12 protein-coding genes are annotated in these 13,819 nt (G+C 70.4%); 9 read left to right on the top strand and 3 right to left on the bottom strand.

Translation table 11 applies throughout. The features are described 5' to 3' along the window. The first annotated feature begins 37 nt into the window (after positions 1-37). Together ASD11_RS07495 and ASD11_RS07490 are read left to right on the top strand one after the other, a co-directional pair. Positions 38-337, top strand: a complete 300-nt coding sequence (locus ASD11_RS07495) for a hypothetical protein (protein ID WP_056285324.1) — start codon at positions 38-40, stop codon at positions 335-337. Further along, positions 327-1,727: a cytochrome P450 gene (locus ASD11_RS07490; protein ID WP_056285321.1), complete on the top strand. Its 1,401-nt coding sequence runs from the start codon at positions 327-329 to the stop codon at positions 1,725-1,727. The genes ASD11_RS07495 and ASD11_RS07490 overlap by 11 nt, the downstream gene beginning before the upstream one ends. On the opposite strand, the gene ASD11_RS07485 is transcribed toward ASD11_RS07490, so the two are convergent. The 3 genes from ASD11_RS07485 to ASD11_RS07475 all read right to left on the bottom strand — a co-directional run bounded on the left by ASD11_RS07485 (position 1,710) and on the right by ASD11_RS07475 (position 4,114). Then, positions 1,710-2,891 (bottom strand): low temperature requirement protein A, encoded by a 1,182-nt coding sequence (locus tag ASD11_RS07485; protein WP_200940098.1) that lies wholly within the window; start codon positions 2,889-2,891, stop codon positions 1,710-1,712. The genes ASD11_RS07490 and ASD11_RS07485 overlap by 18 nt on opposite strands. A gap of 202 nt (positions 2,892-3,093) precedes the next feature. After that, a complete protein-coding gene (locus ASD11_RS07480) occupies positions 3,094-3,399 on the bottom strand; it encodes a hypothetical protein (protein ID WP_056285317.1) in 306 nt (101 codons plus the stop codon). Between the two features lie 58 nt (positions 3,400-3,457). After that, a complete protein-coding gene (locus tag ASD11_RS07475; RefSeq protein ID WP_056285314.1) occupies positions 3,458-4,114 on the bottom strand; it encodes an MBL fold metallo-hydrolase in 657 nt (218 codons plus the stop codon). A gap of 179 nt (positions 4,115-4,293) precedes the next feature. Here ASD11_RS07475 and uvrA point away from each other — a divergent pair, with 179 nt between their 5' ends. The 7 genes from uvrA to gap all read left to right on the top strand — a co-directional run bounded on the left by uvrA (position 4,294) and on the right by gap (position 13,812). Continuing rightward, positions 4,294-7,152 (top strand): excinuclease ABC subunit UvrA, encoded by a 2,859-nt coding sequence (gene uvrA, locus ASD11_RS07470; protein WP_056285312.1) that lies wholly within the window; start codon positions 4,294-4,296, stop codon positions 7,150-7,152. Between the two features lie 14 nt (positions 7,153-7,166). Next, a complete protein-coding gene (gene uvrC / locus ASD11_RS07465) occupies positions 7,167-9,104 on the top strand; it encodes an excinuclease ABC subunit UvrC (RefSeq protein WP_056285309.1) in 1,938 nt (645 codons plus the stop codon). A gap of 6 nt (positions 9,105-9,110) precedes the next feature. Continuing rightward, positions 9,111-9,974, top strand: a complete 864-nt coding sequence (rapZ, locus tag ASD11_RS18070; protein ID WP_056285306.1) for an RNase adapter RapZ — start codon at positions 9,111-9,113, stop codon at positions 9,972-9,974. Next, positions 9,974-10,918 (top strand): gluconeogenesis factor YvcK family protein, encoded by a 945-nt coding sequence (locus ASD11_RS07455; protein WP_056285305.1) that lies wholly within the window; start codon positions 9,974-9,976, stop codon positions 10,916-10,918. Before rapZ ends, ASD11_RS07455 begins: the two co-directional genes overlap by 1 nt. A 61-nt stretch (positions 10,919-10,979) precedes the next feature. Continuing rightward, positions 10,980-11,966: a DNA-binding protein WhiA gene (whiA, locus tag ASD11_RS07450; protein ID WP_056285300.1), complete on the top strand. Its 987-nt coding sequence runs from the start codon at positions 10,980-10,982 to the stop codon at positions 11,964-11,966. An 18-nt stretch (positions 11,967-11,984) separates the two neighbouring features. Further along, complete coding sequence (locus ASD11_RS07445; RefSeq protein WP_268750695.1) at positions 11,985-12,737, top strand: putative protein N(5)-glutamine methyltransferase; 753 nt, start codon at positions 11,985-11,987, stop codon at positions 12,735-12,737. A 70-nt stretch (positions 12,738-12,807) separates the two neighbouring features. Further along, positions 12,808-13,812, top strand: coding sequence for a type I glyceraldehyde-3-phosphate dehydrogenase (gene gap / locus ASD11_RS07440; RefSeq protein ID WP_056285294.1), 1,005 nt, complete (start codon positions 12,808-12,810; stop codon positions 13,810-13,812). Positions 13,813-13,819 lie beyond the last annotated feature (7 nt).

The raw sequence follows: 13,819 nt of genomic DNA, 5'->3' as shown, positions 1-13,819 counted from the left end.
CAGCACCCGAATCCGCACCGAGCCGAAGGAGCCGGCCATGACCTGGACCGAGACCAACCGACGCCAGCAGGCCCTCCGGGAAGCCCTGGCGATGATCGAGCAGCGACGCGATGGACGGCTGCCCTGGCACGAGGACTGGTACGACGTGTTCGGCGACCAGGAAGGCCTCCTGTCCGCCCTGAGCCACCGCTGGCGGCGCCAGCGCGAGGGCCAGCTGGACCCGGCACTCGACGACGTCGGGCTGGCTGAGGCCCGGCGTAGGCTGCAGGACCAGAACGTAGGTCTCATCGCCGTGCTCGCGCGGCACGACGACAGGAGGTCCGTCGATGTCGCCTGAGGATGCCGCACGATGCCCCGTCGACCACTCCGCGGTCGCGTCCACCCCGGCTGGCGCAGCACCCGCCGTGCCGCACTGGGAGGGCCGGGCCGGCCAGTGGTCCCGGCTCCCCGGCGCCTCGCGGCTCGCGTGGTCCATCAACTTCGGGCTGGCGCGGCTCATGTTCGGCATCGCCGGCCGGCGCGGCGACCAGATCGCTCTGCTCACGACCGATCCGGTGCTTCGCGCCGACCCCTATCCCGGCTACGAGGCGCTGCGGGAGCAGGGGCGCATCGCGGTGGGCGAGGTCATCACCGCCACCGTCGACCATGCGCTGGCCCGCGAGATCTTCAAGTCTCCGGACTTCGGCGTCGGGGGCGACTCCAAGCCGCGCCAGGGACTCCTGAGCGACGCCTACTACGGGCTGACGGCCCAGCGCCACCTCGGCCCCGTCGATGCGCCCTCCATGCTCGCGGTCGACGGCGAGCTGCACACCCGGTACCGCCGCTTGGTCACCCGCGCGTTCGCCGCGCGGTCGGTGGCCCAGCAGGAGGACCAGGTCCGCGAGATCGCGACCGGGCTCCTCGACGACCTCGAGGCCGAGGGCCTGAAGGAGTTCGACCTGGTCGAGCGGTATGCCGGTCTGCTCCCCGTCGCCGTCATCGCCGACATGCTCGGCGTGAGCGTGGACGACCGCCGACGGATCCTGGACTGGGGAGACAGCGCCGCGCTGCTCCTGGACCCCGACCTCACGTGGCGTCAGTACCGCCGTGCGGTCAAGGACGTGGCGCACCTGCACGACTGGATCGGCGACCACGTGGAGCACCTGCGCCGCGAGCCCAACGACAGCCTCCTGGGTCGGCTCGTCCAGCTGGAGGGCGACGAGGCACTCGACGACCTCGAGCTCCGGGCCACGGCGCTCCTGCTGCTGGGCGCGGGCTTCGAGACGACGGTCAACCTCATCGCCAACGCGGTGCACCTCCTCGACGAGTTCCCGGAGCAGCGGTACGCGGCGGCGCAGCACGGCTGGGCCGGGGTGGTGGAGGAGGCTCTGCGGTTCGAGCCGCCGGTCCAGCTGACGCTGCGGGTCGCCACGCGCTCCACCGAGGTCGCCGGCCGTCGGTACGAGCCCGGCCACGGCATCCTGCTGATCCTCGGTGGGGCCAACCGGGACCCGGAGGTCTTCGAGGACCCGCACGTCTTCGACGTCACCCGCGCCAACGCCGGCGAGCACCTCTCCCTGTCGCACGGCGCGCACTACTGCATCGGTGCCAACCTGGCGAAGCTCGAGGGTCGGGTGGCCCTCGAGGAGCTCTACGCGCGTTTCCCCGACCTGCAGGTCACCTCCGGGGCGCACAGGCGGCCCAACCGCGTGCTGCGGGGCTGGGAGTCGCTACCCGTCAGCGTGTGAGGCCGACACCCGCGGTGGGTGGAGCACGAGCACCACGACGACCGCCACGAGGATCAGCGTCGTGAACGTGAACGGCACCGGGATGACCGGGTCCAGGAGGACCAGGACGGCGCCGAGCGGCACGACGGTGTTCACCCAGCGGTCGGCCTGTGCGCGCATCGCGATCCACCAGGTGCCGAGCATGAAGATCGCGATCGGGACGGTGACGGTGTAGGACGCTGCGAGGTCGCTCAGCTCGCTGTGGTCGGAGAGGGCGTCGATCTCCACCTCGATCCCGGCGGAGAGCGCGCCCGCCGCGGCGAACACGAAGAGGTGCGAGTAGCCGTAGCGCAGCGAGCTCCGCAGGTCGGTGATGATCAGCTGGTGAGTGGGCCAGAAGTAGATCCACCAGAGGGCCGCCGTGGCCACGAAGGTCAGGACGGCGATGGAGACCAGCGGCAGCAGGTCGGCCTCGCCGTCGCGCGCCTCGATGAGCGCGTTCGTGGAGGCGAGCAGGCTCTCGCCGAGCAGGATCAGCGTGAACAGTCCGTAGCGCTCGGTGACGTGGTGGCGGTGCCACGGCGTGAGGCCGCGGCGCTCTGCCACCACCGGCACGGCGATCTCGGCCAGCGCGAGCAGCAGGAAGACCGGCACCCGGACGCCGTCCGGGATCGCGAGGAAGGCGACCCAGAGGACCTGGACCGCGGCGATGCCCCCGGCGTACGCCCGTGCCGTCCGACGGTGCTCCGCCGACCCGCGCGAGGCCCGCAGCCACTGCGAGATCATCGCGAGACGCATGATCACGTAGCCGACGACGGTGGTGGTGAAGTCGTGGTCCTCGAAGGCGTCGTGGATCCCGGCCGTGAGCACCAGGACACCGCCCATCTGCACGAAGGTGGTGACCCGGTAGAGCCAGTCGTCGGTGTCGAAGGACGTCGCGAACCAGGTGAAGTTCATCCACGCCCACCAGATGGCGAAGAAGACGAGGAAGAACGACAGGACGCCGTCGAGCACGTGACCCTCGGTGAGGGCGTGGTGCAGCTCGTAGGCGGCCACGCTCACGGCGACCACGAAGACGAGGTCGAAGAAGAGCTCCAGCGGACTGGCGGCACGGCCGGGCTCGTGGGGATCGCGTGCCGTCATGGGGACGAGCCGGGACAGGGCCGAGGAGTCAGGCGAGTTCACGGACCCAGGGTAGGGGTTGGGTGCGTGGACATTCTCCCCAATGTTCCGCCGGACGTTTTGCCCAGCGTTGTGCACAACTTGTGCGTAAGTTCGACGTACGATCGACGAAGGTCGCCGAAGCGGTGGCACCACGCACGGGGGGCGGGTCGACGACGTGGCCGCCTCGAGCCGAAGTCGGCTCGGGGCGGCTGACCCGTCGGGGCTACTCCTGGGGGTCGCGGGCGCTGGTCTCGCCCTCGCTGGCCTTCCAGATCGTGATGACGCGAGAAGTCGCCGCGGCGATGATCGCCACCGGCAGCACGGCGTAGGCGAAGGCCCGCGGCAGGACGTCGGCCCGGACGAGTCCCAGCACCACGAGCACCACGACGATCGCAAGGACGATCACGAGCATCCCGAACTTCCAGGTGCCCCGGCCCGCGCCCATGGAGTGCCGCCGCGGCGGGTTCATCCACGGCCGCTTCATGCTCCCGGTCCACTCGTCGTCGGTCCTGCGCTTGTCCTCTGCCATGCGTCGGAAGTACCCAGGACGACCCGGTTCACGCGCCGACCGTGGAGGTGGGCCGGCTCTACCAGCCGCGCTCGCGCCACTCCGCGAGGTGGGGGCGCTCGGCGCCGAGGGTGCTGTCGTTGCCGTGGCCGGGGTAGAAGTGCGTGTCGTCGGGGAAACGGTCGAACAGCTTGGTCTCGACCTCGTCGACGAGGGTGGCGAAGGCCTCGGCGTCGCCGAACGTGTTGCCCACGCCGCCCGGGAAGAGCGAGTCGCCCGTGAACAGGTGCACGATGCCGTCGGGGTCGTCGTAGGCCAGCGCGATGGATCCGGGGGTGTGACCGACGAGGTGGATGACCTCGAGCTCACAGGAGCCCACGCGCACGCGGGCGCCGGGGCCGACGCGGTTGGCGGTCGGAACGGGGATGGCGTCGGCGTCGAGCTCGCCGGCCACGGTGGTGGCGCCGGTGGCCTTCACCACCTCCTCGAGTGCGCCCCAGTGGTCGCCGTGCTGGTGCGTGGTGATGACCGTGGACAGGCCGGCGTCGCCGATGAGGGCGAGCAGCGTCTCGGGCTCCGCGGCGGCGTCGATGAGCGCCTGCTCACCCGTGAGCGCGCAGCGCAGCAGGTAGGCGTTGTTGCTCATCTCGCCCACCGCGACCTTCGTGATGACCAGGTCCGTGGCGTCCTGCGTGTCGGCCGGACCGCCGACCTCGACCTCTCCGGTGTACGTCATGCGGCGAGCCTAGGGGACGAAGGAATCGACCTTCGGATGGCCTGGGGGACATGAATGTCGATTCCTTCGTCGACCCGGACGGATGCAGATTCCTTCGTCACACCTGCTCGACGTGTTTATGTCGGTGCTCGCCACTACGCTCGAAGAGGTATGCCCATCACTGTTGCAAGGGAACTTCGTTGATCGACCGGATCGTCGTCCGCGGCGCGCGCGAGCACAACCTCAAGGACGTCTCGCTCGACCTGCCGCGTGATGCCCTCATCACCTTCACCGGGCTCTCGGGCTCGGGGAAGTCGTCGCTCGCCTTCGACACCATCTTCGCCGAGGGACAGCGACGCTACGTCGAGTCGCTGTCCGCGTACGCGCGCCAGTTCCTGGGCCAGATGGACAAGCCCGACGTCGACTTCATCGAGGGGCTCTCGCCGGCGGTCTCCATCGACCAGAAGTCCACCTCACGCAACCCGCGGTCCACCGTGGGCACCATCACGGAGGTGTACGACTACCTCCGCCTCTTCTTCGCCCGCGCGGGCCGACCGCACTGCCCGGTCTGCCACGAGCCCATCGCGCGCCAGACGCCGCAGCAGATCGTCGACCGCCTCCTCGAGATGCCCGAGGGCACCCGCTTCCAGGTGCTGGCCCCCATGATCCGCGGACGCAAGGGTGAGTACACCGAGCTCTTCCGCCAGCTCCAGCAGGACGGCTACAGCCGCACCATCGTCGACGGCGAGGTGCACCTGCTCGCCGACGAGCCGCCCAAGCTGGCCAAGCAGAAGAAGCACACCATCGACGTCGTCGTCGACCGCCTGCAGGTCAAGGCCTCCATGCACCAGCGCCTCACCGAGTCGGTCGAGACGGCCCTCGGCCTGGCCGACGGTCTCGTCATCGCCGACTTCGTCGACCTGCCCGACGACGACGAGCACCGCACGCGCCGCTTCTCCGAGAAGCTGGCCTGCCCCAACGACCACCCGCTCGCCATCGACGAGCTCGAGCCGCGGTCCTTCTCCTTCAACGCCCCGTTCGGCGCGTGCCCCGAGTGCCACGGCCTCGGCACCCGCATGGAGGTCGACCCCGAGCTCGTGGTCCCCGACCCCTCCAAGTCGCTCGCCGAGGGCGCCATCCAGGCCTGGAGCTACAACCAGGTCTCCGAGTACTTCCTGCGCATCATGGAGGCACTCGCCCACGACCTCGGCTTCGACATCGACACGCCGTACGGCGAGCTGAGCGACGACGTCCAGCGCATCCTCATGCACGGGCAGCCCGACAAGGTCCACGTCAGCTACAAGAACCGCTACGGCCGCACGCGTTCGTACTACACGGCGTTCGAGGGTGCCATCGCGTTCCTCGAGCGGCGCCACGCCGAGACCGAGTCCGACACCAACCGCGAGCGGCTCGAGGGCTTCATGCGCGAGGTGCCGTGCGGCGAGTGCGGCGGCAGCCGGCTCAAGCCGGTCATCCGTGCGGTCCTCATCAACCACCCCACGCTCGGCCCCAAGAACATCGCCGAGGTCAGCAACCTCTCCATCCGCGAGGCAGCCGAGTACCTGGCCGACCTCGAGCTCAGCGACCGCGAGCGCCAGATCGGCGAGCGGGTGCTCAAGGAGATCCACGAGCGGCTTCGGTTCCTCCTCGACGTGGGTCTCGACTACCTCAGCCTCGACCGCGCCGCGGGCTCGCTCTCCGGCGGCGAGGCCCAGCGCATCCGCCTCGCCACGCAGATCGGCGCCGGCCTGGTGGGCGTCCTCTACGTCCTCGACGAGCCGTCCATCGGTCTGCACCAGCGCGACAACCACCGCCTCATCGAGACGCTCGTGCGACTGCGCGACCTCGGCAACACGCTCATCGTCGTCGAGCACGACGAGGACACCATCCGCGCGAGCGACTGGGTGGTCGACATCGGCCCCGGCGCCGGCGAGCACGGCGGCAACGTCATCGTGTCCGGCTCGGTCGACGAGCTCCTCGCGAGCAAGGACTCGCTCACCGGCCAGTACCTCTCGGGGCGCCAGGCGATCCCGGTCCCGGAGGTGCGTCGCCCGCGCGACCCGGAGCGCTCCCTGACGGTCCTCGGGGCCCGTGAGCACAACCTCAAGGACGTCGACGTCGAGTTCCCGCTGGGGCAGTTCGTCGCGGTCACGGGCGTCTCCGGCTCGGGCAAGTCCACGCTCGTCAACGACATCCTGTACACCCAGCTCGCGCGGCACATCTACGGCGCCCGCACCATCCCGGGCCGTCACCGCACCATCGAGGGCCTCGACCAGGTCGACAAGGTCATCCACGTCGACCAGTCGCCCATCGGACGGACGCCGCGCTCCAACCCGGCCACGTACACCGGCGTCTTCGACCACGTCCGCAAGCTGTTCGCGCAGACGCCCGAGGCCAAGATGCGCGGCTACCAGCAGGGCCGGTTCTCGTTCAACGTCAAGGGCGGACGCTGCGAGGCCTGCTCCGGCGACGGCACCATCAAGATCGAGATGAACTTCCTGCCCGACGTCTACGTCCCGTGCGAGGTCTGCCACGGCGCGCGGTACAACCGCGAGACGCTCGAGGTCCACTACAAGGGCAAGTCCATCTCCGACGTCCTCGACATGCCCATCGAGGAGGCCGTCGAGTTCTTCGAGGCCATCCCGGTGATCGCGCGGCACCTCAAGACCCTCGTGGAGGTGGGTCTGGGCTACGTGCGTCTGGGCCAGCCGGCCACCACGCTGTCCGGAGGCGAGTCGCAGCGCGTCAAGCTCTCCTCCGAGCTGCAGAAGCGGTCCACGGGCCGCACGGTGTACGTGCTCGACGAGCCCACCACCGGTCTGCACTTCGAGGACATCCGCAAGCTGCTCGGCGTCCTGCAGCGCATCGTCGACACCGGCAACTCCGTCATCGTCATCGAGCACAACCTCGACGTCATCAAGACGGCCGACTGGGTCATCGACATGGGCCCCGAGGGCGGCAGCGGCGGCGGCCAGCTCATCGCGCAGGGCACCCCGGAGGACGTCGCGAAGATGAAGCACAGCCACACCGGCCAGTTCCTCGCGCCGCTCCTGAAGTAGGGCAGGGTCGAGCCATGGCCGATCCGTCCACCTACCGACCCAAGCCGGGGGAGATTCCGGCCGAGCCCGGCGTGTACCGCTTCCGCGACGCCTCGGGCCGGGTCATCTACGTCGGCAAGGCCAAGTCGCTGCGCCCCCGGCTCAGCTCGTACTTCCAGGACGTCGCCAACCTCCACCAGCGGACGCAGCAGATGGTGCTCACCGCCGCCAGCGTCGACTGGACGGTCGTGGGCACCGAGGTCGAGGCGCTCGCGCTCGAGTACACCTGGATCAAGGAGTTCGACCCGCGGTTCAACGTCAAGTACCGCGACGACAAGAGCTATCCCTGGCTGGCCGTCACGGTCGGCGAGGAGTTCCCCCGGGTTCTCGTGATGCGCGGCGCCCAGCGCAAGGGGGTCCGGTACTTCGGTCCGTACGGCCACGCGTGGGCCATCCGCGACACCGTCGACACGCTGCTCCGTGTCTTCCCCATGCGCTCGTGCAGCGCAGGGACGTTCCGCCGGGCCCAAGGGATCGGTCGCCCGTGCCTCCTGGGCGACATCGGCAAGTGCGCGGCCCCGTGCGTCGGCCGGGTGACGGCCGAGGAGCACCGGGCCATCGTGAACGACTTCATGGCCTTCATGGGGGGCCAGACCGGCAACTTCACGCGCCGTATCCAGCAGCGCATGAAGGAGGCCTCCGACGCCCAGGAGTACGAGCTCGCGGCCAAGCTGCGTGACGACCTCGGAGCGCTCAACCGGGTGCTCGAGAAGCAGACCGTCGTCCTCGGCTCCGACACCGACGCCGACGTCCTGGGCTTCGTCGACGACCCGCTCGAGGTGGCCGTCCAGATCTTCAACGTCCGGGGCGGCCGCATCCGTGGTCAGCGCGGCTGGGTGGCCGACAAGGCCGACGACGCCGACTTCCCCGAGCTCGTGCAGCGCGCCCTCGTCACCCTCTACGGCGACGCTGCCTCCGACGCCGTGCCGCGCGAGGTGCTGGTGCCGGCGCTGCCGAGCGACGTCGAGGCCGTCACCGAGCTGCTCGCCGAGCTGCGCGGCAGCAAGGTCCGGGTGCGCGTGCCGGAGCGCGGCGACAAGAAGCGACTCATGGAGACGGTCGTGCAGAACGCGCAGCAGTCCATGGCTCGCCACAAGCTCAAGCGTGCCGGCGACCTCACCGCCCGCAGCAAGGCGCTCGAGGAGATCCAGGACGCGCTCGAGCTGCCCACCGCACCGCTGCGCATCGAGTGCTACGACATCTCCAACCTGCAGGGCACCGAGATCGTGGCCTCCATGGTGGTCTTCGAGGACGGGCTGCCCCGCAAGAGTGAGTACCGGCGCTTCACCATTCGTCACGAGGGCCAGAGCGACGTCGCAGCCATGCACGAGGTCATCACCCGTCGGTTCCAGCGCCTCCTCAAGGCGCGGGCCGAAGGAGCCGACGAGGCCGGCATCGACCCCGAGACCGGTGCGCCCAAGAAGTTCGCCTATGCGCCGGCGCTCGTCGTGGTCGACGGTGGCCCGCCGCAGGTCGCCGCGGCGCAGACCGCCATGCGCGAGCTCGGGATCGCCGACGTCGGCCTGTGCGGCCTGGCCAAGCGCCTCGAGGAGGTCTGGGTGCCCGACGAGGAGGACCCCGTCATCCTGCCGCGCACCAGCGAGGGTCTGTACCTCCTGCAGCGCGTGCGCGACGAGGCCCATCGCTTCGCCATCGCCCACCACCGCCAGCGGCGTGCCAAGGCCATGACCGGCAGCGCCCTCGACGACATCCCCGGGCTGGGCCCGTCCCGCCGTCGCGCCCTCATGTCCACGTTCGGGTCGGTCAAGAAGATCCGCGCCGCCACGCCCGAGCAGATCGCCGAGGTACCTGGCATCGGTCTCGCTACGGCAGAATCCATCCGGACGGCCCTCGCCGCCGATGCACCCGCCCCGGGAGTCGACATGGCGACCGGCGAGATCGTGGAGGACTGAAGGCCGATGACCGAGCTCACGAGGTTCGTGGTGGTGACCGGCATGACCGGGGCCGGACGCGGCACCGCCGCCAAGACGTTGGAGAACCTCGGCTACTTCGTCATCGACAACCTTCCCGCCCCGCTGCTCGTGGGCACCGTCGAGGCGATCGAGGCGACGGGTCACACCGACCGACTCGCCATCGTGGCCGACGCGCGCTCCGGCGAGTTCTTCGAGTCGCTCATCGAGTCGCTCGAAGAGCTCCGAAACCGCGGCCTGCATGCCGAGGTCGTGTACCTCGAGGCCTCCGACGAGGTCCTGGTCCGGCGCCAGGAGGCGGCCCGACGCCCGCACCCCCTGAGCCGCGAGGGGCGCCTCCTGGACGGTTTCACCCGCGAGCGCGACCTCCTGCGCCGCCTGCGCGGCCGGGCCGACCTGGTCGTCGACACCACCAACCTCAACGTCCACCAGCTGGGCCAGCGGATCCGTGCGGCGTTCGAGCAGCGCGAGACCGACGGGCTGCGCGCATCGATCATGTCGTTCGGCTTCAAGTACGGGATCCCCATCGACGCCGACATGGTGGCCGACATGCGGTTCCTGCCCAACCCGTTCTGGGACCCCGAGCTCAAGCCCATGAGCGGCCTCGACGCACCGGTCTCGCAGTTCGTGCTCAGCCAGCCGTCGGCCCAGGAGTTCCTCCAGCAGTACGAGAACCTGCTGGCACTGCTCACCGACGGGTTCCTGCACGAGGACAAGCGCTTCCTCTCCATCGCCATCGGCTGCACGGGCGGACGCCACCGCAGCGTGGCCATGGCCGAGGCGTTCGCGCTGCGTCTGCGCGCCCGAGACGTCCGCACCCTGGTGGTGCACCGCGACCTGGGGCGTGAGTGATGGCGGCCGTCGACGTCGTCGCGCTCGGCGGCGGTCACGGTCTCGCAGCCAGCCTCTCGGCGTTGCGCCGGCTGGAGACCCGGCTCACCGGCATCGTCACGGTGGCCGACAACGGGGGGTCGTCCGGACGCCTGCGCGAGGAGCTGGGCATCCTGCCGCCCGGCGACCTGCGCATGGCGCTCGCCGCGCTGTGCGCCGACGACCAGTGGGGTGAGCAGTGGGCCGCGGTGCTGCAGCACCGCTTCAGGAGCGACGGGCCGCTGGCCGACCACGCCGTCGGCAACCTCCTGATCGCGGCCATCTGGGACCTCCTCGACGACCACGTGGCCGGGCTCGACCTCGTGGGTCAGCTGCTCGGTGCGCGCGGTCGCGTCCTTCCCATGGCGGCCGTGCCCCTCGACATCGAGGCCGACGTGCACCTCGACTCCGCCCCCGACCGCCTCACCACCGTGCGTGGCCAGGTGCAGGTGGCCTCCGTCGACGGACAGGTCGTGGCGGTCCGACTCGACCCCGAGGACCCGCCCGCCTGTCCCGAGGCCGTGGCTGCCGTGGAGGCGGCCGACTGGGTCGTCATCGGACCCGGCTCGTGGTTCACGAGCGTCATGCCCACGCTGCTGGTCCCGCAGCTGCGCGACGCCCTCGTGCGCACCTCGGCGCAGCGCGCCCTCGTGCTCAACCTGCGGGAGCAGGAGGGCGAGACCGAGGGGCTCTCGCCCACCGACCACCTCGAGGTCCTGAGCGCTCATGCGGCCGAGCTCCGGCTCGACGTCGTGATCGCCGATTCCTCCTTGGCCGACGACCGTGGCATCCTTGAGTCGGCAGCGCGGGCGTTGGGAGCACGCCTCGTCACGGCTGACGTGGCTGCCGCGCCGGGCTCGGACCAGCACGATCCTGATCGTCTTGCCCAGACCTTCTCCACGGTCTTGCAGTCCGGCGTAGAGTGACGCTGACCGCGACACGCCCGAGTGCGTGGTCCGAGGGAACGACGAGAGGAACAGGTCGCGCATGGCGATGACGGCGCAGGTCAAGTCCGAGCTCGCGAACACCACGATCACCAAGTCGTGCTGCCGCAAGGCGGAGGTCTCCTCGATCCTGAGGTTCGCCGGGGGCCTGCACATCGTCGCCGGCCGCATCGTCGTGGAGGCCGAGCTCGACACCGGAGCAGCCGCCCGGCGCCTGCGCAAGGACATCGCCGAGGTCTACGGGCACCAGAGCGAGGTGCTCGTGGTGCAGGGCAACAACCTGCGCAAGGGCGTCACCCACTACATCGTCCGCGTGGCCAAGGACGGCGAGGCCCTGGCCCGTCAGACCGGACTCATCGACGGTGGCGGACGCCCCGTCCGTGGCCTTCCGCCCCAGGTGGTCTCGGGTGCGTCGTGCGACTCGGTCGCGGCCTGGCGGGGCACCTTCCTGGCCCACGGCTCGCTCACCGAGCCCGGTCGCTCCTCCGCGCTCGAGGTCAGCTGCCCGGGCCCGGAGGCCGCGCTCGCCCTCGTGGGCGCAGCACGTCGACTCGGCATCAGTGCCAAGGCGCGTGAGGTGCGTGGCGGCGACCGCGTCGTCATCCGCGACGGTGAGGCCATCGGCGCCCTGCTCACCCGTCTGGGTGCTCACGAGTCGCTGTTGGCCTGGGAGGAGCGACGCATGCGCCGGGAGGTGCGTGCCACGGCCAACCGCCTCGCCAACTTCGACGACGCCAACCTGCGTCGCTCGGCGCGCGCCGCGGTGGCGGCCGGCGCCCGCGCCCAGCGCGCGCTGGAGATCCTGGCCGAGGACGTCCCCGACCACCTCAAGATGGCCGGCACGCTCCGGGTCGAGCACCGGCAGGCCAGCCTCGAGGAGCTCGGCCAGCTGCACGACCCGCCGCTCACGAAGGACGCCATCGCCGGCCGCATCCGCCGCCTGCTCGCCATGGCGGACAAGATCGCCGAGGAGCGCGGGATCCCCGACACCGAGGCGAGCCTCGGCGACGACACCCTGTCCGAGGAGTAGGTCGCGCTGCCCGGTCTCGTGGAGCGGTTGCGCGCAGCGGGCTGCGTGTACGCCGAGGACGAGGCACGGCTGCTGGCCGAGGTCGCGACGGGGGAGTCCCTGGAGCGTCTGGTCCGTCGCCGGGTCGGTGGCGAGCCGCTGGAGCACCTCCTGGGCTGGGTGCAGTTCGGCGGCCTGCGCCTCGCCGTCGGTCCCGGCGTCTTCGTCCCGCGGTCCCGCACCCAGGTGCTCGTGGACGTGGCGCTGGAGCACGTCTCCGGCGCCGACGCACCGCTCGTCGTCGAGGTCTGCTGCGGAGTGGCTCCGGTCGGCAGCGCCGTGCTGGCGGCGCGACCCGACGCCGTCGTGCATGCCGCCGACCTCGACGCGCGAGCCCTCGTGCACGCCCGGACCAATCTCGGCCCTGCGGCGGGGGTGTGGTGCGGCGACCTCCTCCGCCCGCTCCCGGCCGGGCTGCGGGGCCGCGTCGACGTCCTCGTGGCCAACGCGCCGTACGTCCCCACGCACGCCATCGCCCTCATGCCGCCCGAGGCGAGGGACCACGAGCCGCACCACACCCTCGACGGCGGCAGCGACGGTGCCGACCTGCACCGTCGGATCGCCGGCGAGGCGGCGTCCTGGCTCGCTCCGGACGGCCTGGTCGCCGTCGAGACAGGCCGGGAGCAGGCCGACACCACCGTCGAGGCGCTCACCCGGGCAGGGCTCGAGACGTCGGTGAGGTTCGACGACGAGGTCGACGGGACAGCCGTCCTGGCCCGCCGACCGAGGTGACTCGCGAGTCACCTCGGCACTTCGTTAGGCTGGCCACGTCTCACCCCCACCATCCAGGAGCATCGTCGCTGTGACCGTTCGCGTTGGCATCAATGGATTTGGCCGTATCGGCCGCAACTTCTTCCGCGCGGCGCGTGCAGCCGGCGCCGACATCGAGATCGTCGCCGTCAACGACCTGACGGACAACAAGACGCTCGCGCATGTGCTCAAGTACGACTCGATCCTCGGCCGTCTCGACGCCGACGTCACCTACGACGACGCCAACATCTACGTCGGCGAGCAGAAGATCGCAGCGTTCGCCGAGCGCGATCCCGCGAAGCTCGACTGGGCCTCGGTCGGTGTCGACATCGTCATCGAGTCCACCGGCTTCTTCACCGACGCCACCAAGGCGAAGGCGCACGTCGACGGCGGTGCCAAGAAGGTCATCATCTCCGCGCCCGCCAAGAACGAGGACATCACGGTCGTGATGGGCGTCAACCACGACCTCTACGACCCGGCCGCCCACACGGTCATCTCCAACGCGTCGTGCACCACCAACTGCCTCGCTCCCATGGCCAAGGCGCTCAACGACGGCCTGGGCATCGAGAAGGGCCTGATGACCACGATCCACGCGTACACGCAGGACCAGAACCTGCAGGACGCGCCGCACAGCGACCTCCGTCGCGCCCGCGCCGCCAACCTGAGCATCATCCCCACGTCGACCGGCGCCGCCAAGGCCGTGAGCCTCGTGCTCCCCGAGCTCAAGGGCAAGCTCGACGGCTACGCCCTCCGGGTGCCCGTGCCCACCGGCTCGGCCACCGACCTCACCTTCACCGCCTCGCGCGAGACCACGGTCGAGGAGGTCAACTCCATCGTCAAGGCCGCGGCCGAGGGCGCCATGAAGGGTTTCCTCGTCTACACCGAGGACGAGATCGTGTCGGCCGACATCGTCACCGACCCGTCGTCCTGCATCTTCGACTCGGGCCTCACCAAGGTCATCGGCGACCAGGTCAAGGTCGTCGGCTGGTACGACAACGAGTGGGGCTACTCCAACCGCCTCGCCGACCTCGTCGTGCACGTCGGCGCCTCGCTCTGAGCGCCGA

The organism is Aeromicrobium sp. Root495 (assembly GCF_001426755.1).
Lineage (GTDB): Bacteria > Actinomycetota > Actinomycetes > Propionibacteriales > Nocardioidaceae > Aeromicrobium.
The sequence above is the reverse complement of the archived record's forward strand: the minus strand, read 5'-3'. Positions and strand labels throughout refer to the sequence as shown.